The sequence below is a fragment of the Oceanicoccus sagamiensis genome (assembly GCF_002117105.1).
GTDB lineage: Bacteria > Pseudomonadota > Gammaproteobacteria > Pseudomonadales > Dasaniaceae > Oceanicoccus > Oceanicoccus sagamiensis.
The window spans coordinates 4,217,193-4,242,708 of sequence record NZ_CP019343.1; the positions used below are offsets into that span (position 1 = coordinate 4,217,193).

A 25,516-nucleotide genomic window follows, 5' to 3' on the forward strand; every position below is an offset into this window, starting at 1 on the left:
ACATTTTTACTGATCACAAAACCTGGCAAACTGTGCTGCGTTATTGTCAAAACCCTGCTCTGCTGCCAACTCCCAGGCACGCACACACTGTTTAATCGCTGCACACCACTGATAACCCGCTGAAGTAATACACCCCTGCCTATCACGATCACCACCGATGCTGGCTTGAGTATTAACAGTCTCCCGCTGATACACAGTTTTACCATCGTTGATCGTTTCCAATACCTTAATATCAGCAATGGTTAAAGGGTCTACGGTTAATGGATTGGCCGACAGAATCACAAAATCCGCTTGCTTGCCCTCTTCAATCGAGCCTTTAATCTTTTCTTCAAAATGTTGATAGGCCGGCCAGAGTGTCATGGCCTTTAAACCTTCATAAGGGGTGACTCGCTGATCAGCCCCCAGAACTTCTCCACTGCGAGTAACACGATTAACGGTAGCGGATAATACTCGCATGGAATCCGGTAGCGCGACCGGCGCATCATGATGGGTAGTAAAAATCATACCCGCATTTAATACATCTTTCGTCGGCGAAATATAGGCAGCGCGCTCAGGCCCCAACACCGAGTTTTTATGCCAGTCCCCCAATAAAAAGTATGCATTGGAAATAGCGACGGAATAACCCCTAATGCTTTTAACCGAGGTATCTGGTCCTTGCGCAAGGTCTGGCCATGGATTAATACATGGCGACGATCACCCACACCGTATTTTTCTGCTGCCTGTGCCAGAGCGTCGAGGTAGAGGTCTATGGCGGCATCGCCATTGCAGTGGGCCAGGACCTGTCGGTCTTTCGCATAGGCTTCCATAATTTCTGCATTGACCTGCTCTGCGGTCATTGCCGGATAGCCAACATAGTCCTTATCTTGCCCTTGGGGAGGGACAAAATAAGGCTCGGTCAGCCAGGCCGTTTTACCCTGCGGTGAACCATCCAGAGTCATTTTTAATCCGGCAATACGCAGACCATTTTGATAAGCAGGCTGCTGATAACCGCTACCAGAAAAATAGGCCGAGTTATCAAGGGCAGACTTAGCGCTATAGTCAACATAAAGCGCCACATCGATAGGTAAGTGTTTCTGGCCAGCACGGGTTTCGGCGGTAACTACAGACGCAGCAAACGCCCGGCCTTCTTGTGCCGTGGTATAACCGAAGCGGGCAAAACTCTGCAGACCCAGGTCAAAAAGTTTTAGGCCGAAATCATCACTAATCGACGATTGAAACACTTCTAAAGAGGTAAAAAACGCATTTTCTTCCAGTACACCATTGGGGGTTTTACCATCTTTTTCACAGCGGATAATGCCACCGGGAATGTCTTTTCTACAGTCGTCAATACCCGCCATAGCCAGAGCCTTGCGATTTAAAACAGCAAAGTGACCGGACTGGTGAATAATTAATACAGGTTTATCTTCACTGACCATATCCAGTACAGCAGCCGTGGGAAAGACTTTTTCATCCAACTGTGAATCATCAAAACCAAAACCCACCAACCAACCGGTATTGGCGACAAAGTCTGCGCCGATATCACTGGCAAGCCAATCAGTCAGACTGTTAATGATTTGAAAAAAACTATTGGCTCGACCATCGGGCTGAGGCAGTAAATTAGCCGAGGCCGCCTGTAGCCCGGACACCACCACATGGCCATGGGCATCCACCAGACCGGGAATCATTGTCTTGCCTTGTAAATCAATACGGCGGGTGGCGGGAGATATCAGAGGTTTGGCCCCGCGCATATCTCCCACATAGATGATGCTGCCGTCCTGAATAGCCACAACGGCCGCTTTCGGTTGCTGATCATCTACGGTGATAATCTTGCCATTATAATAAATAGCATCGGCCATAGCGTTTTTGACATCGGTATTATTATCGGACTGATTACAGCCCGCCATAAAAACCAGAGCCACGAATACCAAGCGTTTAAACCAAAGTACCAACTGCATTCTTCCCCCCTATTAGCCATCTATCCATAGCGGCCATTTGGGATAGCTCGCCTTGTGCTATCGATTTTCGATACGGTTATAGTCCAGCAAGCCACCCTCGACAGGGTAGCTATTTAAAAACAGGGAGTGAACACTATCACTAAAGGCCCAGAATTTTCTATCGGTACGGCGGATGCCGTATTGACTGCGCAACTGCTTATAATCGGCAGCGCTATCCAACCGGGCCACCGCAGCAACAAACTCCGCTAACTGATCTTCCTGTAATTGATAAAAAGCATTGGGGTAGGTGCCAATCACTCCCTCTACTACCGACAGGGTTTGCTCTTCTGGAATCATTCGACTTTCTTCACCAAACAGGTGGGAAACATTGCTATGAGCGCGATTACGCACCAGAGAAATTAAACGCTGCTGGCCATTATTCAGGCTTAGCTTAATCATCGACTGCTCGGGCAGATAACCCAGCGGCAGGCCTTTGACGGCTGAGAGTTTCTGCAGTTGTTTCTGGTAGGCATCCGTGATGCGCATTAGCGGTGTGGTATTGATAATATCGCTGGCAATCACCTCTTCACCAAACTTTTCCCGAACCATTTCAAAGAATTCTTTTTTGGGATTATTGGACTGAAAGTTAATACCTGAGGTTTCGGTTTCACGGTTATGCAATTCACTAAGATAGACTTCAACTTTGGATTCTTCGCCGCGGTACCAAAAATCCAATTCCTGCTCAGCAATATCCACCGGTAATAAGCGTAAAAAGTTATACTCGCCTTCCATTCGTAAAAAATCCATATAGAGACGCGTTAGCAACTGGTGACCCACATTGCCATAAACATCGAAACCGGCAACCAGCAGATAATGGATACGTTCTAATAAGGGATAACCAATAACCCAGGCGGTCTTGGGTGTATCACCCAGTAAACCTTTAGTGACTGTAGAGCTATCAAAATGCCTGAATACAGTTAAAGCTGCATTGCGGTTGCGGCCGTTGCCATCCCAAAGCATCTCTAAATCCAGGGCACCTTCCTCGGGGAATATTTGTTCAAAGCGTTGTTGCTTGGCTTCGATATAGCGCTTTTCCATCCGCGAATAGCTCATCCATGAAGTAATCGGCATCATCGCATTACTTTGCTTTTCCGCCGGCATACGCAATTCCATGGCCTCATTAATCAAAAACTCGGCGGTATCATATTTTGACTCCAGCTCTGGCTCTACAAACAACACCCAGAAATGATCATTGATCACATTCAGGGCAACCTGGCCACGGCAGACCGGGCCTTTAATAAAGCCCATAATGGTAAACTCCGCCTCATCTAACATAAATTCATAGCGGGACTTAACCGGTAGTGCCTTAAAGGTTAGGAAAGGATTGGAAGCTTCTTCCGGCTTATAGCTGGGCAAGCTTGCCACAGTATATTGAGGCTCGATAAAGAGCTGGCGCCAACGCATCATCCGCGCCGGATTGAATAAATACGGCATATGCTGCTTGGCCAGCACAGTGGTTTTTACCCGCTGTAAACGATAGTAGAACTGGTCTACCTCGGGGTCATCAAAAGGCCTGCGCGATGAGATAATTTCAATCGCACTACCGGGAGGGGTTTTGGAGCGTACCAGCTTAAAGAACTCTCGCTGTTCTCCGATTTTTTCAAGATTGCTCTCAAAGTAGATATTGGCTAAAAATAAATGCTCGTAAATATAGCGGCTCATTAATTGCTGCTTTAATGATTCACCATTAAAAAATGCTTCCCAATTATCAATCTCCAATTGATTTTCTGTTGGCTTACGACCAGGGTAACGAGCTTTGGCACCCGTAGCCAGCCATTGATCAATTAATTCTTTTTTCTCCTGTTCTATGGCCGGTAAACCATAGGGCATACCCCACAGCGGATAGTTCTTTTCAAAACTATCAAAGTCTTCAATTTTACTACACTGCTGTTTTCTATCGAGGGAAAAATCAAAACTATCGGGAAGAATATCTTGTTGTGGCAAAGGGTGATTTTCTTTTAGCTGTAACATTCTATACATAACACTGGCCTGGGTATTGGCCTCTGGTGTTTGTGCCCGCTCATTTAATACGGGATAGAAGCCTTCCTCACGCCACTGTTGGGTAGTGCCTGCATCGACGGATAACCGACTTAAGTTAGCCGCTAACAAGCGGGTGCCATCATAGACTTTATCGTTACTGGCTCCGCGGTCAATACTTTCAAAGCTGCTCATCTTCAACTGACAGGGGGCATCGTAACAGCCATGACACACCACACAGCGATTATCTACAATCGGCTTGATATCACGATAGAACTCCGGGTCGCTATGCCCCTCTTCAACGGTACGCTCAACCACTGCGGGGGCGCCATATCGATCATTAAGCTGCTGGGTAGCTACCACAGCACAACCGGTGATAAACAAGACAAGAAGTAGTATATTGAGGCTTTTCATAAACGACCCTTTGGTTTTTACTCTAGCGGGTGAAATCTTATTGTGCAGATAGTATAAAGGCCAATTCGCAAAAACGATATTGGCCTTTTGATCAATTTTATAAAACCGGGGCTTGTAGAGCGGTTTAAGCCTGATTGAGGTCTTATAGTTTTGTATAGACCGGGAACGAGTTTGACTGGGTAGGGTGGATTATAATCCACCGATATTGGGTAGCTGATGGCTGGGCTTGGTGGATTGTAATCCACCCTACGATACTGTTATTGCTGGGCTTTACGCCTTTTTCTTTCAAGAAGCCAGAAAGAATATGTGATCCAAGGCAGTGAGGGATCTATTTTCAGTGGCGTCAAAATACAGGAAGAACGACGGCGAGCTGCTAGAACCGTCACCTGAAAACAGACACCTCACAGCCGGATGGCTAGCACAAAGCTTGCTAAAACTGATATCTCGAAAGTATCAGATTTGATCCCCCCACCAGCAGAGAATCAAACCAAACAGACGGAATTTGCCAGACAGCAGTGGTTTAGGCCTTGGCCTGACGCTGCCCAACAATATGTAATGCGGCGACTCGGTAAGCCTCTGCCAACGTGGGGAAGTTAAAGATATTTTCGACAAAGGCATCAACATCCATATTGGATAACAGCCCCATTTGACCGATATGAATCAACTCCGTAGCACCCTCGCCTACTATCTGCACACCCAGCAAGGTCTTACCCTTGGGGCAGGCAACCATACGCAGTAGGCCATCCTGTAAACCGGATATCTGGCCGCGAGCTATCTCTTCAAACCGGGCTACACCAATAATCGGGTCGCCATATTGCTCAATGGCCTGGCCTTCACTCATACCCACGGTGGATAATTCCGGGATAGCGTAAATACCCGCCGGGATCATTTCTGTCATTTCACCCAGATCAACACCCAGGGCAGCACAACTGGCACGACGTCCCTGCTCCATTGAGGCTGAGGCCAGAGATGGCGGGCCGATCACATCGCCCGCCGCATAGATATTCTCAACTTCAGTACGGCAATGACGGTCAACCGGAATAATGCCACGGTCATTTAATGACAACCCGGCATTTTCTATATTTAACCCTTTGATATTGGAAACGCGCCCCGCCGCTGATAATAATTTTTCACTGCGGTAGACACTGCCATCTTCCAACTCGGTAATTACCTGAGAAACACCGTCCCAATAAACCCGCTTTACATTGGAATCAGGAATAAAACGCGCCCCTTCAGCCTCAAAGGCGTGAACAAACTTATCCGTTAGTGCCTGATCCAGAAAACCCAATGGGCGAGGATAACGGTCAATCATAGTCACCCGCACACCCAAGCTGGCAAAAATAGAGGCATACTCACTGGCAATGACCCCGCCCCCAATACCGTTAGGGTTTGTGGTAAATAAATCATCGACAGAATGGAATCACTATCGTAAACATACTCATGGTCTACTTCGATATTATCGACCTGGCGCGGTACTGAACCGGTGGCAATCACAAAATAATCTGCCGTCAGGCTTTCACTGCTACCGCCGGGCATATTAACGGTAATAGTATTTTTATCGACAAAGCTGGCGCGACCGTGAATACGGTCAATCTGATTACGGTTAATTTGTTTATTAATATAGTCATCGTGAGCACTGATCACAGAATGCATATTATCAATCAGCGCCGCCATTTCCATATCCGGGCGCAATGAGAAGGAAAATAATTCCGCATGATGGCGCAGGTTGGCAATTCTTAACGCGTTTTCACGCAAGGTTTTACTGGGGATAGTGCCTCGGTGTACACAGGCGCCGCCCAAGACTTTATCCGATTCAACCATGGCGACTTTTTTATTCGCCTTGGCCGCTTGCACCGCCGCTTTTTGACCTGCCGGGCCACTACCTATAATAATAATGTCGTAATGCTGTTCACTCATACCAAACTCACTTTAAACAATTGTCAGGGTCTTAATTGTCAGGGGCTTAATTGACGGAATCTTTTTACAAAGACAACTCGCTAATGGTGTCGTGAACTGAATCACTCTTCTCTAACAGCTGCTGTACATCATCTGCATAGAGATTAATATCAACAATGGTAGCATCGGCACTTAGCGCCGCCTCGTCGTATTGGCGGTCGGCCGTGGTACAGGCAGCAAAGGTTCTGGCAGCCTTAACCGTGGCGACAATATCTGCCGAAGCTCCACTACCCTGACCGGCAATCCCCAAAATAGTATCTTTAACCGCCGAGGGTAATAACCAATGGTCCGCCAGTTCACTACCCACCTGGGCTTGATAGCGCTCCATTAATTGTGCGACCACCTCCTGCTCTATATCCATATCATCATCTTTGGCAATATCGAGCACTGTTTGTAACACCACCGGACGGCCGATCTGGAATAACAAACCACATAAAAAAGTCGACTCCACATTGCGACGGCCCTGGCGAGCAATTTCACGGGCCCAGACCGCGGTGGCCAATGAGGAAATCCAAATCCCCTTCACCAACTCTTCATAACCTTTGGTATTAAACATCTTGGGCCCCATGGTGGCCGCCATAGCAATCTCTGACATATTTTGCATACCCAAACGGGCAATCGCCTGTTGCAGGGAGGTCATTTTGGCATTGGGACTGTAAGCGGCAGAATTCGCTATACGCATAACATGCCCAGCCAATGCCTGATCACTCTGGATTAATTTGGCCAGCTCGGCAGCATCCGAGTTAACGTCATTGACTAAGGACAATACCTGAGTGGTTACCTGCGGCAACATAGGTAAAGCCAAGGCTTTCATAGCTATACGCTTTTCCAGCTGCTGGCTGATCGTATCGATACTTGCTTGGTCCATAGACTGCTCACTTAAAAGGGGGTTGTTAGTCCAATTTGTTCTTTGACTATCAATAGTTTAGATCATCTTTTTAATAACTAAAGGCTAGCTGCATGCTGCAAGGTAGCTAGCATGGACTATTTCAGCCAAAACTGTGTAAAAAACAACCTAACAAGAGTTGTCAGGCGCCAATCAGGTCACTAAGGGGGGAATTAACTGCGGTGTCTGCCAGCCGCGGTATAAAGCGGAAAATCGCCATTTTGTCGGTTATCCATAGCTGAAGAATGGTTATGGGGGACCGCTATAATCACATTAAGCTCGCTAAGTCGTTCGAGGGAAAGCTCACAGAAGTCCTGCATATCTTCGTGGGGGTCGGCAATAGCAACAGCCTGGCCGTGTGAATGACTGGCCGGATTGCAGGCTAGCAATAGGCAGGAAATTAGTAATACCGGGCAAACACTTAGCAGTTTATCCATCACTCACCATCCTTTGACAGGCCAACCTCTTGTTAGCCTTCTGATACCCTTTAGCTCACATGACCTCATAGCTCGATTGATTCATTGACAAGGGGACCAGCCAATAGCTTAATCAACTACTTGTGCAATGGATAGAATTATTAAGCTCTAATCAAAATGTATAATAGTTAAATTAATTATAAGATGGGTTACTTAAGAGCCCCTCAGGCAGCAGCAACTGTGAATAGCTTAGCGATCATTTATCAGGACCCCTATCTAGTGGCCATCAACAAGCCCAGTGGGCTATTGGTACACCGCAGTAAAATTGACCGCCATGAGACTCGCTTTGCCCTGCAGATGCTGCGGGACCAGTTGGGGCAACATGTTTTCCCCGTTCACCGCCTGGATAAACCTACATCCGGGGTGTTGTTGTTTGCACTATCCAGCGAAATTGCCCGCCAAGTATCCCAGGCTTTTGCCAACAACCAGGTCAGCAAAAGCTATCTTGCCATTGTCAGGGGCTGGTGTGCGGAGCAAGGCACAATTGATTACGCCTTGAAAGAGCAGCTGGACAAAATGACCGATAAACTTAGCCGCAGCGATAAGCCAGCCCAAACGGCAGTCACGCACTTTAAGCGCTTGGCCACAGTGGAATTACCCTTCGCCGTCGACAAATACCCACAAAGCCGCTACTCCTTGGTGGAGGCAAAACCCATCACCGGTAGAAAGCACCAGCTGCGCCGACACTTTAAGCATATTGCCCACCCCATTATCGGTGATGCCAAACACGGCAAAGGCAGCCACAATCGCTTTTTTCAAAGCCAGTTTGATTGCCACCGTTTGTTATTAGCCTGCACATCCCTTAGCATTCCACACCCAATCAGTGGGGAGATGGTCAAGCTTGATGCACCACTGGCTACTGATTTTCAATCAGTCATTGCGCAACTGGGCTGGTCTTCGCCTATAAACTAATAACACTAAGCACAGCAGAACTGAAAAATAGTAGAACTGGTATAGTACAACTGACAATAAAACGAATAAGGGGAAACAATGAAATTAGCGCGAGGTTTTTTAATTTTCAACGGTCTGATTTTTGGTAGCTACGGCATCCAGTGTCTGCTTGACCCCGCCGTAGTCTCTGAACTGACGGGTATGCAGCTCAGCACTAATACTGCGATTATCGAAGTTCGGGCTATGTATGGCGGCTTGCAACTCACCATGGGCCTCTACTTGTTGTACTGCGCGATGCAAATAGTGCGTGTCTCACAGGGTTTATTGGTGGCGATTTTTATTTTTGCAGGCATGGCTGGAGCTCGGTCTTTTGGCTTGGCGATTGACGGTGGCGATAGTGGCTATAATATTGCGGCCACGGCCTACGAATCTATTTGCGGTGTGATTGCCGTATTCTTACTGCAAAAAAGCCATCAAACCACCACCGCGGGCACATAGGTTTCAATAAAGGCGGCTGGCATTCTCGAGGGCTTATTGGTCGACAGATTGATGCATACCAGCTGCCAACTGCCACGAAACAAGCACTGCCCGGTGCTGTTATTGATCATCTGGAAGCTACGCTGCATGGTTAAGCGGCCATCACAGCCGGTTAACCAGGTAGCCACACTGATGTTATCGCCAACAAAACTCGGGGCCAAATAATGGTAGTTGGCTTCGTGAATAGCCATAGCGATTTTCATTTCACGGTAGTCCTTGCCCGTTAGGCCCAACTCGGTGGAGTGTGCCCAGGCAGCCTGCTCACACCAGTCGTTATAGATACGGTTATTGGTATGACCAAGCTCGTCGATATGCTGATCATCAACCGCTACGGTGATGATAAAAGGTTGTGGGTAGTCCCAATGAGTTGCCATTATCAATACCCTTGTTCTGCCTTTTAATTGCCAACCGTGCTGACGGCCTTTTCCATATTGCTAGCAATTTGCGCTGCCACGGCTTTTGCCCGCTCAGCATAACTACCAGCAAAACGCTTATCAACGGTCTCGGTAAATAAGTTTAACCAGCGCTTAAAGTCCTGAGCTGTTAAGGGGCGTTTGGCATGCACCGCACGATGAATATTCATGGTATGGCGCTGGTAATCGCGACTGCCTAGTAACAGTTTTTCCCAGTAGCTGCGGATCAGTGGCAAATGTTTGGCCAGATCGATTGCTGCTACATCGAGAAAAATAGGGGCTAACTGACGGTCTTTTAGCATATCGGCGTAAAAGGCATCGACAAAGGTTTTAATCTGTTGGGGGGAATCCAGGTCTGGTTTCATCAGCTCGGCAACCTGAATAAAGACTATTTTTTGCGCTTTTGGGTGATACGTTTACCCGCCTGATTTTTAACCCTGGCTTTACGCTCCTGCTGACGCTTGCTGGTGTTTTCACGCTTTTCTGCAAAGGGGTTTTCACTGCCTTTAAATTCTATGCGTATCGGCGTACCAATTAAGTCCAGCTCACGGCGAAACACTTTTTCCAAATAACGACGGTAGGCACTGGGCACTTTGGCGGTCTGATTACCGTGAATAATAATAATCGGCGGATTGGAGCCACCGGCATGGGCATAACGTAATTTAATACGACGACCATTAATCATGGGGGGCTGGTGGTCAAATACCGCGCCCTCTAGAATTTGAGTCAGCTTATTGGTTTGCAGGCTCTTCATCGAGGATTGGTAAGCGCTATCTACCGACTCATACAGATGACCAACACCGGTACCATGCAATGCTGAGATAAAGTGAATTTCTGCAAAATCAATAAACTGTAAACGGCGTTCCAATTCGCTTTTTACCCACTCTTTATGGTCGGCATCGAGGCCATCCCATTTATTCAGTGCGATAACCAGAGCGCGACCGGCATCGATGGCCTGACCCAGTAAGTGCAGGTCCTGATCGACCAAACCTTCCTGAGCATCCATCACCAATACCACAACATTGGCATCATCAATCGCTTTTAGAGCTTTAACAATGGAGAATTTTTCTACCGCTTCTTTAACATTTTTACGACGGCGTACACCAGCAGTATCAATCAGAGTATAAGCTTCACCTTCACGCTCATAATCAATATAGATACTATCGCGGGTGGTACCGGGGTGATCGTAAACCACCACACGTTCTTCACCTAACAGGCGATTAACCAGAGTTGATTTGCCGACATTGGGGCGGCCAATAATCGCAATTTTAGTACCGCGTCTTGCCTCGTCTTCCTCATCAACTTCTGGCTTGGGGAAGTGCTGCATCATATCGTCAACAAGATTGCGCACACCTTTGCCATGGGTGGCAGTCATTGGATAAAGCTGGGGAATACCTAACTGATAAAAATCAGCCATGGCGACATTGGGATCTACGCCATCAATTTTATTGGCGACATAAAATACCGGTTTATCAGATTGGCGCAACCTATGGGCAAGTACTTCATCACCCGCTGTCAGTCCGGCACGGGCATCACACAGAAAAAATACCGCATCGGCCTCATCAACCGCCTGCATGGATTGCTCGGCCATGGCCGCATCAATCCCTTCTTCTTCACCAGTAATACCGCCGGTATCAATCACAATAAAATGGCGATCGCCAACCGTGGCGTCACCGTATTTTCTATCGCGGGTTAAACCGGGCAAGTTGGCTACCAGCGCATCACGGGTTTTGGTCAGGCGGTTAAACAATGTCGATTTACCGACATTGGGACGACCTACCAAAGCAATTACTGGAACCATAGGGGAATAACCGTGTTAAAACTATTAGGGGTAACTATTGGCCTTAAAACCAACCGCTGGATTTTTCTTCCAACTTATAGGTCACCAATTTGCCGCCATTGGAATAAACCAACAACATATCATCGACGGTTTGCAGGTCAACCTGAAGACCGTCTGAATCGACTTTGGTACGGGCAGCAATCCGACCATCGACCTGGGATAAGGCATGCAGATAGCCCTCAACATCCCCGACGATAACGTAGCTGCTTAGGGTCGCCGAACCGGTAAGCTTACGACGCTCGAGCACGGTTTGCGCCCAGCGTGCACCCTGACCATTTTTTTCAAAGGCAGTCACACTGCCATCTTCACCAGCCACATAGATATTACCAAAGCCCAGTGACATGGCGGCATAGCTAGAGGCATCGTTGGCCCATAGGCGACGACCGGAAGCGGGATCAATAGCCGCAATTTTGCCCTGATAGCTGACCGCATAAATCAAACCATTGTCTTCCATCAACGGCGCATCGATATCGATAATACGTTGAATTTCGGAATCACCTTTGGCCACAGTAACGCGAGTATTCCAGCGCACGGCACCGGTATCTAATTCAAAGCTGATCACACGGCCATTGGCAAAGCCGGCAATCACCGAATCGCGGTAGATCAAAGGCGTACTGGTGCCTCGTAGAGTCAGTACTGGCAGGTTATTTCGGAAAGACCATACCCGCTCACCATCTTCGGCATTAAGGGCCAGCATTTGACCATCAAAGGTTTGTACATAAACCATATTGTCTTTGGCCTGTGGCGCAGCCAGTACTTCGCCGCCTAACTCCACACGCCATTGTTCGCTTCCGTCGTCTTTATTGAGGGCAACCACTTCACCGGCCGCAGTACCTACAAAAACGGCGTTATCACTCACACCAACACCACCCACTAACAGTTGGTCTAATTCTGCATCCCAAACCGTTTTACCCTGCTCAAGGGTAATCGCTTCGATAGTGCCTTCTGCCGAAGCGACATAAATAAGGTCGCCATCCACCACCGGGTTTAAGCGATTAAAAATACCGCCCTGACCATCTCCGATTGAGGTGCTCCAGACTTTGTTGAATTTTCTTTCTTCTTCAAAATCCAGCAGCGGTGCCGGCCCTTTTTCCTCTTCACCATCGGTTGAACTACAGGCAACGAGACTAAGTGCTATCAGGGATAAAACGACACTGCGAATGAGTTGGGCTGGTTGAGCCATTGCTTAAGCTTCCTTATCGGTGCTGTCATTGGCAGCGGGTTCTGCTGCCGCTGGTTGAGCCTGAGCCGCTGGTGCAGCCTGAGTGGCCAACTGCTGTATTTTCAAAGTTAACAGAGGGTTGCTGGCGGGATTAGTTCCCTGCTGGTCAAGTTCCAGAGCTTTTTGATAAGCCAAGGCCGCATCGGCGCTATTGCCCTGTGCCACATAAATATCGCCTTTCACTTCTTCATAGGCACTGGCAGAAGTCCCACTATCACCCTGTAGTTGTGCCAGAGCATCGTCATATTGCTGCTGCGCAGCCAAAACACGGGCTAAGCGCAGCTTGGCCTGTACACTCATCTCTGCAGATGGGCCGCTGGCCAGTACCCAGCGAAGTTCGGCTTCCGCCGCTGCCAAATCTTCTGCATTAACCGCTAATTTGGCTTTATAGAGGGCGGCAAAGCGAGCATAGGTAGAGCTGGGAAAATCCGCTTTCAGAGTATCGGCCAGATGGTTGGCGGTGGCGGTCTGTTCAACCGTCACTGTACCGTTTTGACCGTTGGTAGCGGCTAACAGATTCTGGTAAATCGCAGAGGCGGCATCAACCTCAGCCTGCTGCTGGGTTTGCCAGCCCTGATAGCCAAATACACCGGCTACCGCAATGGCGATGGTCGCCAAGGTCGACTTACCATTTTCATTCCACCACTTCTTTAGTGCTTCTACCTGTTCATCTTCGGTTTGATAGCCTTCAGCCATGATCTACTCTCTTCAATAAGTTATTTGCTACTGTTCGTTATTATGCGCGGTATTTTATCAGCTCAATCCATTTAATGCTTCTATCAATAACGCTGGCAATTGGTCATTTTTGATGGTTTTCTGCTCAATTTCATCCCGTAGCCACTTTACATTGACCACCCCCTCTTGCGCTTCGTTATCACCAACGATTAAGGCAATGGCGGCGCCGCTTTTGTCGGCCTTTTTAAATTGGCTTTTAAAGCTGCCACCACCGCAGTGCAATTGCAGTTTCAGAGCCGGGATTTGGCTGCGTAATTGTTCAGCCAGTTGGAAGGCGGCAGTTTGAGCCTGCTGACCTGCCACTACAAAATAAACATCGGGGTCGGCCGCAATTTCAGCGGGGACTTTATCCAGTTCTTGCAATAATAGGCATAGGCGCTCGACGCCCATCGCAAAACCGACTGCTGGAGCAGGCTTACCACCCAGCTGTTCAACCAGGCCATCATAGCGGCCACCAGCACAAACCGTACCCTGTGCACCCAACTTATCGGTCACCCACTCAAAAACAGTTTTACTGTAATAATCCAAACCACGGACCAGACGCGGGTTAATGTTATAGCTAACACCGGCGGCATCTAACAACGTTTTTAAGGTTTCAAAGTGCTCCCGTGAGTCATCATCCAGATAGTCCATCAACGAAGGAGCCTGATCGAGAATAGCCTGAGTTGAGGGGCTTTTGCTATCCAGAATACGCAATGGGTTGCTCTCCATCCGGCGCTGGCTATCTTCATCCAAATCGTTAAAGTGCTGCTGTAAAAATTCAACCAGAGCTGTGCGGTAGTTGGCCCTGGCCTCCAGGCTACCAATGGTATTTAACTCCAGGGTGACATGCTCACGGATACCCAATTGCTCCCAAAGGCGCGCGGTAATCATGATGACCTCCGCATCAACATCTGCAGTGGCAACACCAAAACTCTCTACGCCGATTTGGTGAAATTGGCGCAGGCGACCTTTTTGCGGGCGCTCATAGCGGAACATGGGGCCGGTATACCACAGACGCTGAACTTGCTGATTATCCAGCAAGCCATTTTGCAGACAGGCACGCACACAGCAGGCGGTGCCTTCGGGGCGCAGGGTAAGGCTGTCGTCGTTGCGATCTTTAAAGGTGTACATTTCCTTTTCGACAATATCGGTCACTTCGCCAATAGAGCGTTTAAAGAGTTCTGTTTGCTCCAGGATCGGGAAACGAATTTCCTGATAGCCATAGCGGCCCAGTACGCCACTAACGGTTGATTCAAGGTATTGCCACAGGGCAGAATCGGCAGGCAATAGATCGTTCATGCCGCGTATAGATTGAATTTTTGCCAAGGTATTGTCCGTTATCTTCTGGGTTAGGATTGTTTTGCAATCACATCTTGTTCGGCCTGCTGTTTGGCCGCGACTTTGTCCCGAATCATGGTTTCAAGATGATCCACTAAATGTTCTTTTTCGACTTTATGGTCTTTCTCTCCATCGACATAGATCAGGTGTTTGGGCGTACCACCGGTCAAACCGATATCTGCTTCTTTAGCTTCACCGGGGCCGTTAACGATACAGCCAATCACCGCCACATCTAACGGGGTTGTAATATCTTCTACACGGCTCTCTAACTCATTCATGGTTTTAACCACATCAAAGTTTTGCCGCGAGCAGCTGGGACAGGCAATAAAATTAATGCCTTTGGAACGCAGTTTTAAGCTTTTTAAAATTTCATAGCCGACTTTAACTTCTTCTACCGGGTCAGCGGCTAACGAAATACGAATGGTATCGCCGATACCATCCATTAATAACATCCCCAGACCTACTGAGGACTTTACGGTGCCGCCGCGCAAACCACCGGCCTCGGTAATCCCTAAATGCAGTGGTTGGTCAATCTGTTGGGAGATTTTTCGATAAGCGGCTACGGCCATAAACACATCGGAGGCTTTAACACTAAGCTTAAAGTCCTGAAAATCAAGACTATCTAAAATATCGATATGGCGCATGGCGGATTCAACCAGAGCATCCGGCGTTGGTTCGCCATACTTACGCTGTAATTCTTTTTCCAGAGAACCGGCATTAACCCCTATTCTAATGGGAATATTTTTGTCGCGGGCAGAGTCAATAACTGCACGTACTCTATCTTCGCGACCGATATTGCCCGGGTTAATACGCAGACAATCAACACCGTACTCCGCCACTTTTAACGCAATTTTGTAATCGAAATGAATATCGGCCACTAACGGCACATTGACCTGAGCACGGATTTGCTTAAAGGCTTCTGCGGCTTCCATAGTGGGCACTGAGACACGAACAATATCGGCGCAGGCATCTTCAAGGCGCTTGATTTGCCCTACCGTTGCAGCCACATCACAGGTATCGGTATTGGTCATGCTCTGTACAGAGATTGGCGCATCACCACCCACGGCCACATCCCCCACCATGATCTGGCGGGTTTTTCTTCGTTTAATGGGTGATTCCATCTGCATAGCGTTTTAAACCCTGGCTCTGTTAACTACTCACCTACGAATAGGCGGGCTGAATCTTTTTTGCGGTTAACCACAACAGCTACTGGCTCGCCGTTATAGGTCATAGTGACACCCGGTGCATAACCCAGTAAGACATTAAAGGGGGGTTCACCCGTCAGTTCAAGGCTGCTACCGGCTCTGCGTAAATCGGCGAAAATCATGGTATCACTGCCATCTTTAACTTCTACCCAGCAATCCTCGCTAAAAGTCAGATTTAGGGCAGACTCTGCGACCTGCGATTCTTCAGCCGCCACGTCTGCCACGGGTACTGGCTCGGTAACTTCTACTGGTTCAACGTCTACTTCTGCCTCTACTTGTGCCTCTACTTCTAATGGAGCAACTGCAACGGCCAGCTCAGCCGTCTCATCGGCTACGGGCTCTACTAAAGATGGCTGCTCAGTTTGATCGACAATAGCAATATTTTTATCGACCACCACTTCAGGGGTTTCGGTAACCGTTACGGTCTCTTCTTCACCACCGGAGCCCAACAGCCACAGCAAGCCAATCACCACAACCGTTGCTGCCAAACTCCAATACTGCACGCTACGACCTTTATGCGGCCGCTGGATATGCGCTCGTGGCTTGGCGGTCGGAATGGGGGTTACGTTATCAGGGCGGCTGTCTATATAAGCCTTAATCAACGGCTCAGGGTCCAACTCTAACAGGGTTGCATAGGACTTGAGATAGCCCTTGCAAAAAATCTCGCCATTAAACTGATGGTAGTCGTTAGCTTCCAGGGCTTCAATTTGACGCGGCAGCAGGTGTAATTGCTCTGCCACCTGTCTTGTGGTTAAACCTCGCTGCTCTCTGGCGTTGGTCAACATATTACCGGGGCCAGGAGTGAGAAGTTCGTCGATCATATCTGCTACTTGATCACTCATTGATAAACTGTTCCCTGTATTCCAAATACTCTTTAGAGGTGGGGTATAAATTCTTTAACGCCAGGGAATAGCTGGAGAGAGAGTCATTATCACCAAATTTATCCGCTAGCCGAATACCTAACCATAGTGCTTGCGCTGGCTGCTGCTTAACTTGCGAGCGATAGGCGTCGTAGTAGCTTTGGGATTTAGGAAACTGCTCCAGACGGTAGTAGACATCAGCCAGTTGATATAGCAGCGGCACATTTCTTCGTGCCATTAAGTGAGCGCGGTAAAATGCCTGTTCGGCTTCCTGTATTTTATCTAACTGCATATAGGCGCGGCCCAAATTAATATAGGCCCCTGAGCGCTTATCATACAGGGTATCGGCAACAACCATTTCCAGCTGCTCGGCAGCCTCTTCATAGCGGCGTTGCTGGTAGAGAAAAGCCGCATAGTTATTTCTAACGCGAGAAAAGTCAGAATCCAGTTTGATGGATTTTTTATAGTTTTCTTCAGCAAATTCAAATTCACCGGTATTTTGGAAAACCAGGGCCATGGCTTCGTAAACTTCAGCAGAGCTATCGTCAATTTCAATAGCGGTTCTCAGGTGACGCTTTGCCGCTTCCCAGTTACCACTGCGAATATAGTTTCTTGCCAGTGACACGGAGTATTCCAGCGCTTTCTCTTTATCGGCCTTGGTACCCACACCACCACGTTCGGTAGTAACGCAACCGCTAAAAACCATCGTTATTAGCAAAAGCGGTAATAACCTGCGTGCTATTGTTAAAACCATTAAAACCTTCCTGTTATTCTCTAGGTTAGCGAACATTCAATACTTGAGTATCAGTATAGTTTGCCTTGTGTCTTTCGCTACGTTTGGTGCGGTCGGCGACCTGCCCGACTAATTGCCCGCAAGCGGCATCGATATCATCGCCACGGGTACTGCGGACGGTGGTTACAATATCGGAGTCACTGAGTATCTGCCAAAAACGACTCACGGCATTTTTGCTGGGGCGACGATAGTCCGATAAAGAAAAAGGATTAAACGGAATCAGGTTTATTTTACAGGGAAAATCTTTTAATAAGGCCACTAGTTCACGGGCCTGAGCCGGGCTGTCATTAACACCGGCAATCAAGGTGTACTCTACCGTAGTAACACGGTGAGTATCCGATTGCTTGTCCCAATAGCGGTTACAGGCGGCCAATAATTCGGCAATCGGGTAACGTTTGTTGATAGGGACTAATTCATTACGTAATTCATCGTTGGGCGCATGCAATGAGATCGCCAGAGAAACCTGCGACACATCGCCCAATTTATCCAACGCAGGCACAACACCTGAAGTACTCAAGGTCACCCGACGCTTGGAAATACCATAACCAAAGTCATCGAGCATCACACTCATGGCATCGACAACATTATCAAAATTCAGCAGCGGCTCACCCATTCCCATCATCACCACATTGGTCACCACGTTTTTATCCGTGGAGGGAAAGGCATCATAGGATTTAATCGCCAACCAGATTTGGCCAACGATTTCAGCGGCAGTCAGGTCGCGCTGGAAACCCTGTTTACCGGTAGAACAAAAACTGCAATCCAGACTGCAACCTACCTGAGAAGACACACATAAGGTGCCGCGGTCGCCATCGGGTATCAGTACGGTTTCAACCAAACTGCCTCCGGTAACACGCACAGCCCATTTACGGGTGCCATCCTTGGAGGTTTTTTCGGTAACCACTTCGGGCGGACGAACTTCGGCAAGCTCTTTTAAGCGCTCACGCAGGGCTTTGCTGACATTAGTCATCTCATCAAAGTTATCAACACCGGCATGGTGAATCCACTTTAATACCTGCTTGGCACGGAACGGTTTTTCGCCAATTGAGACAAAAAATGCTTCCATCTTTTCACGCGAAAGCCCCAACAGATTGGTTTTCTCTGTTGGGGCTTTTGGGTTAACTTGCTTTACAGCATCAGTCATTTAGCGTTGTCCGCTTAAAGTGTGTGGCTTAGCCGCGGTCGCAAATATCGCTGGCAGCGAAAAAGTAAGCGATTTCGCGTGCCGCTGATTCTGGCGCGTCAGAGCCGTGTACGGCGTTAGCATCGATAGACTCAGCGAAGTCAGCACGAATAGTACCGGCGTCGGCTTCCTGTGGGTTCGTTGCACCCATCAGTTCGCGGTTTTTAGCAATCGCGTTTTCGCCTTCAAGCACCTGAACCATCACTGGGCCAGAAGTCATAAATTCGATCAGCGCTGGGAAGAAAGGACGACCCTTGTGCTCAGCGTAAAAGCCTTCAGCGCGCTCACGACTCAAACGAACCATTTTAGAAGCAACGATGCTTAAACCATTCTTTTCAAAGCGGCTGTAGATTTCACCGATCACGTTTTTGGCAACTGCATCAGGTTTTACGATAGAAAAAGTACGTTCAATAGCCATGTAGGACTCCGTAGTCATGGTGGCATGCCAGCCTGGTGGCGGACATTAATAAGAAGAAAATCAGGCTTAGGCCTGATACCAAAATTTTGAAGCGCAAATTATACGCGGGTTTTAGGGAAAATAGTATAAATAATCCACACTTAGCGTGATTTTGTAGGGTGAATTATAATCCACCAAATAGCGATGCAGCGGTTGTGGAAGGTGGATTGTAATCCACCCTACAAGGCAGCCTTGGCTATGGCCTGAATCCTGGCCACTATCGCCTTGAGGCCATTACCTCTGGTAGGGCTTAAATGGCGCTCTAAATCCAGCTGTTGGAAGTAGGCATCCATATCAAAAGCGGTGATATCAGCGGCGCTTTTGCCGTTATAGGCCGCCATCACCAACGCCAGCAGGCCCCGGACAATATGGGCATCGCTATCGACGGTAAAGCTCAGCACAGCATCAGCGGGCTGCACATCCAACCAGACATTGCTCTGGCAGCCTTTTACCAGTCTTTCCGGGGTCCTCAGCGCCTCATCCATCGCCGGCAAATCCTTACCGAGGTCGATAATATACTTATAACGCTCCTCCCAATCGTCAAAAAAGGCCAGATCGTCAAGGATTTCATCGGTGGTTGCCAGGCTCATAGGGTTCGTTCACTGCTTGCTTGTGGGAGGCGCATTTTGGAGAAATCTGCTTAGAAAAACAATCCCGCTTCCAGCTGGGCTTCTTCGCTCATCATTTCTCGGGACCAGGGAGGATCAAAAACCAGCTCGACTTTAACGGTTTTGACATTGGGAACCTTGGCAGTGCGATACTCTACATCGCTGACCAGTACCGGACCCATGCCGCAACCGGGGGCGGTTAAGGTCATACTAATACCCACTTCCCCACTATCCTGATTAATATGAACGCTATAAATCAGCCCCAGAGAAACCAGACTGATAGGGATCTCAGGATCAAAAATACTATCTAAGGCTTCCCAGACCTGATCTTCGCTAATTTGGCCACTGCCATCATCGGCAAACTCTAATACGTCAGCTTCCTGACCAATCGCATCGGCATCGGTGCCATCAATACGCAGCATATTACCCTGGAAGGTCACGGTGTAATTACCGCCCAAATCCTGATTGATAGTAACGAACTGCCCTTTTGGGATAATTGCCGGCTCACCAGAGGGGACACGGCGGGCGGGACAGTCACGATGAGTGACTACCATAGATTGCTGCATGGTTAGACTCTTTACTTGATAGAGGGTTAGGCGATGCTAAAGCTTTCGCCACAGCCACACTCAGCCACAACGTTAGGATTATTAAATTTCACCACACTGTTTACGCCTTCATTGACGTAATCAATTTCGGTACCGCGCAAAATGGTAACGGCATCGGGAGCTACTGCCAAAGTGACTTTATCATTGGGGTGTAAAACAACATCATCGGGCTCACTGGCATCAACCAGGTCGAGCACATAGGCATAGCCGGTACAGCCACTTTCTTTAGTGCTTAAACGCACTAGTTTGTCCCCTGCACCATCCAGAGCCCGCTCAAAATGACGTAAGGCGGTTTCTGTCATAGTAACGGCCTCTGCATTCGGGTCAAAATTTGTGACTGACATAACTTCTCCTACTACCTGCTTATACTAAACCAATACCGCTGCACATCATGCCCGTGAAGGCGGAACCTGGAGATCGATGGATTCCCACCTTCGCGAGAATGACGATAACGCTTAGGCTTAGCCCAGCATGGTTTTCACTTTGTTTAAGGCTGCAAATAAAGCATCCACTTCATCCAGCGTATTATAAATTGAGAAGGATGCACGAGCTGTGCCCGGTACACCCAAACGGCCCATCAGTGGCTCTGCACAGTGATGACCGGTACGAATCGCCACGCCCTGCCGGTCTAATAGAAAACCAATATCGGCGGGATGACCTTCATCCATCACAAAACTGAGCACTCCCACTTTATTGGGGGCAGTACCGACAATAGTCAAGCCATCAAAGGCTTCGGCTTGCCGGGTAGCGCTTTCTAGCAGCGCAGCTTCGTGGGTTTGCACTGCGTCCATATCTAATTCAGAAAACCAGCGAATAGCTTCGGCCATACCGATGGCACCAGAGATATTCGGTGTGCCTGCCTCCATTCTATAAGGCAAAACATTCCACGCTGCATCCTGATAACTAACCTCGGAAATCATCTCTCCGCCAGTTTGCCAAACAGGCCATTCGGTCAGTAAGGCTTCTTTACCCCAAAGCACACCAATACCAGTAGGGCCAAATAACTTATGGGCAGAGAAGACATAAAAATCACAACCCAATACCTGCACATCAACAGGCTCGTGGGCAATACCTTGTGCACCGTCAATCAAAACCCATGCATCTACCGCTTTCGCCTGTGCGGTTAAATCGGCAATAGGGTTTAATGTGCCCAATGCATTAGAAACATGGGGAAAGGCTACCAGCTTGGTACGTGTATTTAATAAGGCAGAAAATTGCTCAAGGTCCAGCTCGCCGGTATCTTTAATCGGCACAACAACCAGTTTGGCACCCGAGCGTTTACAGGCTTGTTGCCAAGTGACTAAATTAGCGTGGTGCTCCATCTCGGTGACCAGCACTTCATCATCAGCCGTAAGCAACTGCGCTAAACCGTTAGCCACCACATTGATTGATTCCGTGGTACCACTGGTCCAAATAACTTCATTGCGAGAATAAGCATTAATAAACTCCGCAACGGTATCACGGGCACCTTCATAACGACGGGTTGCTTCATCAGCTAACTGGTGAGCACCGCGGTGAACATTGGAGTTACAGGTACTGTAATAATCTACCAGCGCATCAATGACACACTGAGGCTTTTGCGTAGTCGCCGCATTATCCAAATAGACCAAGGGCTTGCCATCTATCTCACGAGATAAAATAGGAAACTGCTGACGGATAGCCTCCACATCAAAAGCCGATTCCGCTTGTTTGGCTAGACTGCTCATTACTTCACTTCCATATTGGCAAAACGTTGACGCAATTGTGGACGCAACCATTCCGCCAACACCTGATTAGGCATTTGATCGACTAATTCATTAATAAATCCAAAGCTCAACATAATTTGAGCCTGGGCTTTGCTAACACCACGGGACTGTAAATAGTACAGCGCGCCTTTATCAATCTCGGCAATGGTGGCACCGTGGGCGCAACGGACATCATCGGCGTAAATTTCCAATTCTGGTTTGGTATTGATTTCTGCATCCCGGGACATTAGCAAGTTACGGTTGTTCAATTCCGCCAGGGTTTTTTGTGCATCGCGATGTATATGGATACGACCATTAAACACAGCGCGAGAATGATCCGCCACGATACCCCGAACATTTTCCTCCGTCGTACCGTTAGGGACCATATGTTCGATAGTGCTATGTAAATCAAATAGCTCATTACCATCTAATAAGTAAATAGCATTAAGCTTGGCAAAGGCATGTTCGCCAGTGTGATTAACATCCACATCAAGACGAGATAATTCACTACCAAAACCTACCAGCGTACTATTTAACTGAGCCTTAGTGGCCAGGTTGAAGTGGCTGCCGCCAACGCTTAATGCGGCACCGGTTTGCAATGCAAAACGGTAATGCTCAAGGGAGGCCGACTCACCTAAAGTATATTCTGCAAAACCGGTATTAAAACTTTTTTGCTCACCTGAGAAATCTTCCACAACGGTCAGCGAAGATTGATCAGCAATACGCACCAGAACTCGATTATGTGCTTCGCAGCCTTTACTAACACGGTGAACAATTCTGACTACTGGTTCAATGCTAACGCCTTCAGCCACATCAATAATCACACCCGCTGTAGCCAGTACATCATTCACCAAACCAAATAAATGCCTGGCAGGCTTGGCCGCGGTAAAGGTTTCAGCCGCCCATTGCTGTGTTTCTGCTGCGGCGTCTGCCAGAGACACAATACTTAAACCTTCCGGTAGCTGCGATAAGTCAGATTGCAACACACCATCGGTAAAAACCAGCTCAATACTATTAAGACCTTCTATCGTTTCAGCAACCACTAACTCACTATTGGCCGCAGTCGCAAATTCGGCATCCGCCAATACATGCACCGGGGTATATTTCCAGGCTTCTGTTTTGCGGCTTGGCCACTGCGCTTCGCGTAATAGGGCCAGCGAGGCCTGACGCTGCGGTGACAACCAATCGCTTATCTGCTCAGCTCGGCTAACGGCTTTGCCTAACCACTCACTCATGCAGACTGCTCCCGTTGCTCAGTCAACCAGGTATAGCCCTGCTCTTCTAACTCAAGCGCCAAAGAGGCATCGCCACTTTTAACAATTTTGCCATCGGATAAAACATGGACAAAATCCGGTTTAATATAATCGAGTAAGCGCTGGTAGTGCGTTACAACAATAAAGCTGCGATCTGGTGAGCGCTGGCTATTAACACCTTCTGCTACCACTTGCAGGGCATCGATATCCAAACCGGAATCCGATTCATCCAGGATGCATAGCTTGGGCTTTAATAGCAGCATTTGCATAATTTCATTGCGCTTTTTCTCGCCACCGGAGAAACCTTCATTAACACCACGCTTTAAAAACTCCGCGGGCAAATGGACTTGTTTACAGGCTTCGCGGGCCATTTTTAGAAAATCTTTGGAGCTAACCGCTTCTTCACCGCGGGCTTCGCGCTGGGCATCTACAGCGGCCTTTAAAAACTCCAGATTGCTAACACCGGGGATTTCAACCGGGTACTGAAAGGCCAAAAACAAACCCTCACGGGCGCGCTCTTCCGCTTCCATCTCTAGTAATTCAACACCATCCAGTGTTACTGAGCCTTCGTTGACTTCATAGCCTTCACGGCCAGACATCACATAACCCATGGTACTTTTACCGGCACCATTGGGGCCCATAATTGCGTGAACTTCACCAGGCTTAACATCCAGATCAAGACCCTTAAGGATCTGTTTTTCTTCTACACTGGCTTGTAAATTTTTAATTGATAACATGTTTTATCCTACTGAACCTTCCAGGCTTATTTCTAAAAGCTTGCCCGCTTCTACGGCAAACTCCATGGGTAATTCTTTAAACACTTCTTTGCAAAAACCATTAACAATCATGGACACCGCTTTTTCTGGGTCCAGGCCGCGCTGCTGGCATAAAAACATTTGATCGTCTGAGACTTTTGAGGTGGTGGCTTCGTGCTCCACTATGGCAGAAGGGTTTTTGCTTTCTACATAGGGGAAGGTATGGGCGCCACATTGATCGCCAATTAATAACGAATCGCACTGGGTAAAATTACGCGCACCATCGGCACGAGGCCCCATACGGACCAGGCCGCGGTAGCTATTATTACTCCGCCCTGCCGATATCCCTTTGGAGATAATGGTGGATTTGGTGTTTTTACCCATATGAATCATTTTGGTGCCAGTATCCGCTTGCTGCATACCGCGGGTTAATGCCACGGAATAAAACTCACCGATACTGTTATCACCCCGTAAAATACAGCTGGGGTATTTCCAGGTAACGGCAGAGCCGGTTTCAACCTGGGTCCAGGACACTTTGGCACTGGTATGACACACCGCACGCTTGGTAACAAAGTTATAGATACCGCCCTTGCCGTTTTCATCACCCGGGTACCAGTTTTGTACGGTGGAGTATTTAATTTCTGCGTTATCTAAAGCAACCAACTCAACGACCGCTGCGTGTAATTGATTTTCATCACGCTGCGGCGCTGTACAACCTTCAAGATAACTTACATGACTGCCTTCATCGGCAATAATTAAGGTACGCTCAAATTGCCCCGTGTTCATTTCATTAATACGGAAGTAAGTGGATAACTCCATTGGGCAGCGAACACCTTTGGGGATATAGACAAAGGAGCCGTCGGTAAAGACCGCACAGTTTAATGCTGCATAATAATTGTCGCGCTGAGGCACCACACTACCGAGATACTTTTGTACTAACTCAGGGTATTCCTGAATCGCTTCAGAGATTGGGCAAAAGATAACACCGGACTCGGCGAGTTTTTCACGGAAGGTGGTTACTACAGAAACGGAATCGAATACAGCATCAACTGCTACACCCGCCAGCATTTGCTGCTCTAATAATGGGATACCTAATTTGTCATAGGTTGCCAATAATTCAGGATCAACTTCATCCAAAGACTTTGGCTTATCCGCCATACTTTTAGGGGCTGAATAGTAAGAAATATCCTGAAAATTAATTTCCGGATAGTGAACATGGGCCCATTCTGGTTCTTCCATTTCTTGCCAAAGGGCAAAGGCTTTTAGACGCCATTCAAGCATCCACTCCGGTTCATTTTTCATGGCCGATATACGACGAATAACATCCTCGTCTAATCCGGGTTCAAATGTTTCAGACTCGATATCGGACACAAAACCGGCTTCGTATTCCCGGCTGATGGCCTGATTAATTTGTTCTGTCATGGCTAAACTCT

At 48.1% G+C, this 25,516-nt stretch carries 24 protein-coding genes and 2 pseudogenes; 2 read left to right on the top strand and 24 right to left on the bottom strand.

Annotated elements, in window-relative coordinates:
• Positions 1-6: 6 nt before the first annotated feature.
• The 6 genes and pseudogenes from BST96_RS19120 to BST96_RS19140 all read right to left on the bottom strand — a co-directional run bounded on the left by BST96_RS19120 (position 7) and on the right by BST96_RS19140 (position 7,643).
• Positions 7-1,934: pseudogene (locus BST96_RS19120) on the bottom strand (amidohydrolase).
• 57 nt (positions 1,935-1,991) lie between these two features.
• A complete protein-coding gene (locus BST96_RS19125; RefSeq protein WP_085760224.1) occupies positions 1,992-4,364 on the bottom strand; it encodes a fatty acid cis/trans isomerase in 2,373 nt (790 codons plus the stop codon).
• A gap of 520 nt (positions 4,365-4,884) precedes the next feature.
• Positions 4,885-5,316 carry an NAD(P)/FAD-dependent oxidoreductase gene (locus tag BST96_RS21515; RefSeq protein ID WP_420814636.1) on the bottom strand — a complete coding sequence of 144 codons (432 nt, stop codon included), beginning with the start codon at positions 5,314-5,316 and terminating at the stop codon, positions 4,885-4,887.
• A gap of 48 nt (positions 5,317-5,364) precedes the next feature.
• A pseudogene (locus BST96_RS21155) lies at positions 5,365-6,281 on the bottom strand (FAD-dependent oxidoreductase); the annotation flags it as partial.
• A gap of 64 nt (positions 6,282-6,345) precedes the next feature.
• The gene (locus tag BST96_RS19135) at positions 6,346-7,188 is read right to left on the bottom strand and encodes an HDOD domain-containing protein (protein ID WP_085760225.1); all 843 of its coding nucleotides are present in this window, start codon (positions 7,186-7,188) and stop codon (positions 6,346-6,348) included.
• A gap of 191 nt (positions 7,189-7,379) precedes the next feature.
• Positions 7,380-7,643, bottom strand: coding sequence for a hypothetical protein (locus tag BST96_RS19140; RefSeq protein ID WP_085760226.1), 264 nt, complete (start codon positions 7,641-7,643; stop codon positions 7,380-7,382).
• Between the two features lie 183 nt (positions 7,644-7,826).
• Here BST96_RS19140 and truC point away from each other — a divergent pair, with 183 nt between their 5' ends.
• Positions 7,827-8,594 (top strand): tRNA pseudouridine(65) synthase TruC, encoded by a 768-nt coding sequence (gene truC / locus BST96_RS19145; RefSeq protein WP_085760227.1) that lies wholly within the window; start codon positions 7,827-7,829, stop codon positions 8,592-8,594.
• Between the two features lie 78 nt (positions 8,595-8,672).
• Positions 8,673-9,071: a DUF4345 domain-containing protein gene (locus tag BST96_RS19150; RefSeq protein WP_085760228.1), complete on the top strand. Its 399-nt coding sequence runs from the start codon at positions 8,673-8,675 to the stop codon at positions 9,069-9,071.
• Here BST96_RS19150 and BST96_RS19155 read toward each other — a convergent pair.
• From BST96_RS19155 to sufB, 18 genes are all read right to left on the bottom strand, one after another.
• A complete protein-coding gene (locus BST96_RS19155; protein WP_085760229.1) occupies positions 9,047-9,484 on the bottom strand; it encodes an acyl-CoA thioesterase in 438 nt (145 codons plus the stop codon). The two genes, BST96_RS19150 and BST96_RS19155, sit on opposite strands and share 25 nt — an antisense overlap.
• A gap of 23 nt (positions 9,485-9,507) precedes the next feature.
• Entirely contained in the window at positions 9,508-9,888 is a 381-nt protein-coding gene (locus tag BST96_RS19160; RefSeq protein WP_085760230.1) for a group III truncated hemoglobin, read from the bottom strand.
• Between the two features lie 23 nt (positions 9,889-9,911).
• Positions 9,912-11,324 (bottom strand): ribosome biogenesis GTPase Der, encoded by a 1,413-nt coding sequence (der, locus tag BST96_RS19165; RefSeq protein WP_085760231.1) that lies wholly within the window; start codon positions 11,322-11,324, stop codon positions 9,912-9,914.
• A gap of 43 nt (positions 11,325-11,367) precedes the next feature.
• On the bottom strand, positions 11,368-12,546 hold the full coding sequence (bamB, locus tag BST96_RS19170; RefSeq protein ID WP_085760232.1) for an outer membrane protein assembly factor BamB: 1,179 nt from the start codon (positions 12,544-12,546) through the stop codon (positions 11,368-11,370).
• Between the two features lie 3 nt (positions 12,547-12,549).
• Positions 12,550-13,281, bottom strand: a complete 732-nt coding sequence (locus BST96_RS19175; RefSeq protein ID WP_085760233.1) for a YfgM family protein — start codon at positions 13,279-13,281, stop codon at positions 12,550-12,552.
• A 57-nt stretch (positions 13,282-13,338) separates the two neighbouring features.
• Positions 13,339-14,628, bottom strand: coding sequence for a histidine--tRNA ligase (gene hisS / locus BST96_RS19180; RefSeq protein ID WP_085760234.1), 1,290 nt, complete (start codon positions 14,626-14,628; stop codon positions 13,339-13,341).
• Between the two features lie 23 nt (positions 14,629-14,651).
• Positions 14,652-15,767 (bottom strand): flavodoxin-dependent (E)-4-hydroxy-3-methylbut-2-enyl-diphosphate synthase, encoded by a 1,116-nt coding sequence (gene ispG / locus BST96_RS19185; protein WP_085760235.1) that lies wholly within the window; start codon positions 15,765-15,767, stop codon positions 14,652-14,654.
• A gap of 26 nt (positions 15,768-15,793) precedes the next feature.
• Positions 15,794-16,687: a helix-turn-helix domain-containing protein gene (locus tag BST96_RS19190; protein WP_085760236.1), complete on the bottom strand. Its 894-nt coding sequence runs from the start codon at positions 16,685-16,687 to the stop codon at positions 15,794-15,796.
• Complete coding sequence (gene pilW, locus BST96_RS19195) at positions 16,680-17,459, bottom strand: type IV pilus biogenesis/stability protein PilW (RefSeq protein ID WP_085760237.1); 780 nt, start codon at positions 17,457-17,459, stop codon at positions 16,680-16,682. The genes BST96_RS19190 and pilW overlap by 8 nt, the downstream gene beginning before the upstream one ends.
• Positions 17,460-17,484: 25 nt before the next feature.
• On the bottom strand, positions 17,485-18,642 hold the full coding sequence (rlmN, locus tag BST96_RS19200) for a dual-specificity RNA methyltransferase RlmN (protein WP_085760238.1): 1,158 nt from the start codon (positions 18,640-18,642) through the stop codon (positions 17,485-17,487).
• A 28-nt stretch (positions 18,643-18,670) separates the two neighbouring features.
• A complete protein-coding gene (ndk, locus tag BST96_RS19205) occupies positions 18,671-19,099 on the bottom strand; it encodes a nucleoside-diphosphate kinase (RefSeq protein WP_085760239.1) in 429 nt (142 codons plus the stop codon).
• Between the two features lie 218 nt (positions 19,100-19,317).
• Complete coding sequence (locus tag BST96_RS19210) at positions 19,318-19,728, bottom strand: SufE family protein (RefSeq protein ID WP_085760240.1); 411 nt, start codon at positions 19,726-19,728, stop codon at positions 19,318-19,320.
• A 50-nt stretch (positions 19,729-19,778) separates the two neighbouring features.
• Positions 19,779-20,312 carry a putative Fe-S cluster assembly protein SufT gene (gene sufT, locus BST96_RS19215; RefSeq protein ID WP_085760241.1) on the bottom strand — a complete coding sequence of 178 codons (534 nt, stop codon included), beginning with the start codon at positions 20,310-20,312 and terminating at the stop codon, positions 19,779-19,781.
• A gap of 26 nt (positions 20,313-20,338) precedes the next feature.
• Positions 20,339-20,695, bottom strand: coding sequence for a HesB/IscA family protein (locus BST96_RS19220; protein ID WP_085760242.1), 357 nt, complete (start codon positions 20,693-20,695; stop codon positions 20,339-20,341).
• A 117-nt stretch (positions 20,696-20,812) separates the two neighbouring features.
• On the bottom strand, positions 20,813-22,057 hold the full coding sequence (locus tag BST96_RS19225) for an aminotransferase class V-fold PLP-dependent enzyme (RefSeq protein WP_085760243.1): 1,245 nt from the start codon (positions 22,055-22,057) through the stop codon (positions 20,813-20,815).
• Complete coding sequence (sufD, locus tag BST96_RS19230; protein ID WP_085760244.1) at positions 22,057-23,310, bottom strand: Fe-S cluster assembly protein SufD; 1,254 nt, start codon at positions 23,308-23,310, stop codon at positions 22,057-22,059. Before sufD ends, BST96_RS19225 begins: the two co-directional genes overlap by 1 nt.
• The gene (sufC, locus tag BST96_RS19235; protein WP_085760245.1) at positions 23,307-24,065 is read right to left on the bottom strand and encodes a Fe-S cluster assembly ATPase SufC; all 759 of its coding nucleotides are present in this window, start codon (positions 24,063-24,065) and stop codon (positions 23,307-23,309) included. The genes sufD and sufC overlap by 4 nt, the downstream gene beginning before the upstream one ends.
• A gap of 3 nt (positions 24,066-24,068) precedes the next feature.
• Positions 24,069-25,505: a Fe-S cluster assembly protein SufB gene (gene sufB, locus BST96_RS19240; protein ID WP_085760246.1), complete on the bottom strand. Its 1,437-nt coding sequence runs from the start codon at positions 25,503-25,505 to the stop codon at positions 24,069-24,071.
• Positions 25,506-25,516: the final 11 nt, after the last annotated feature.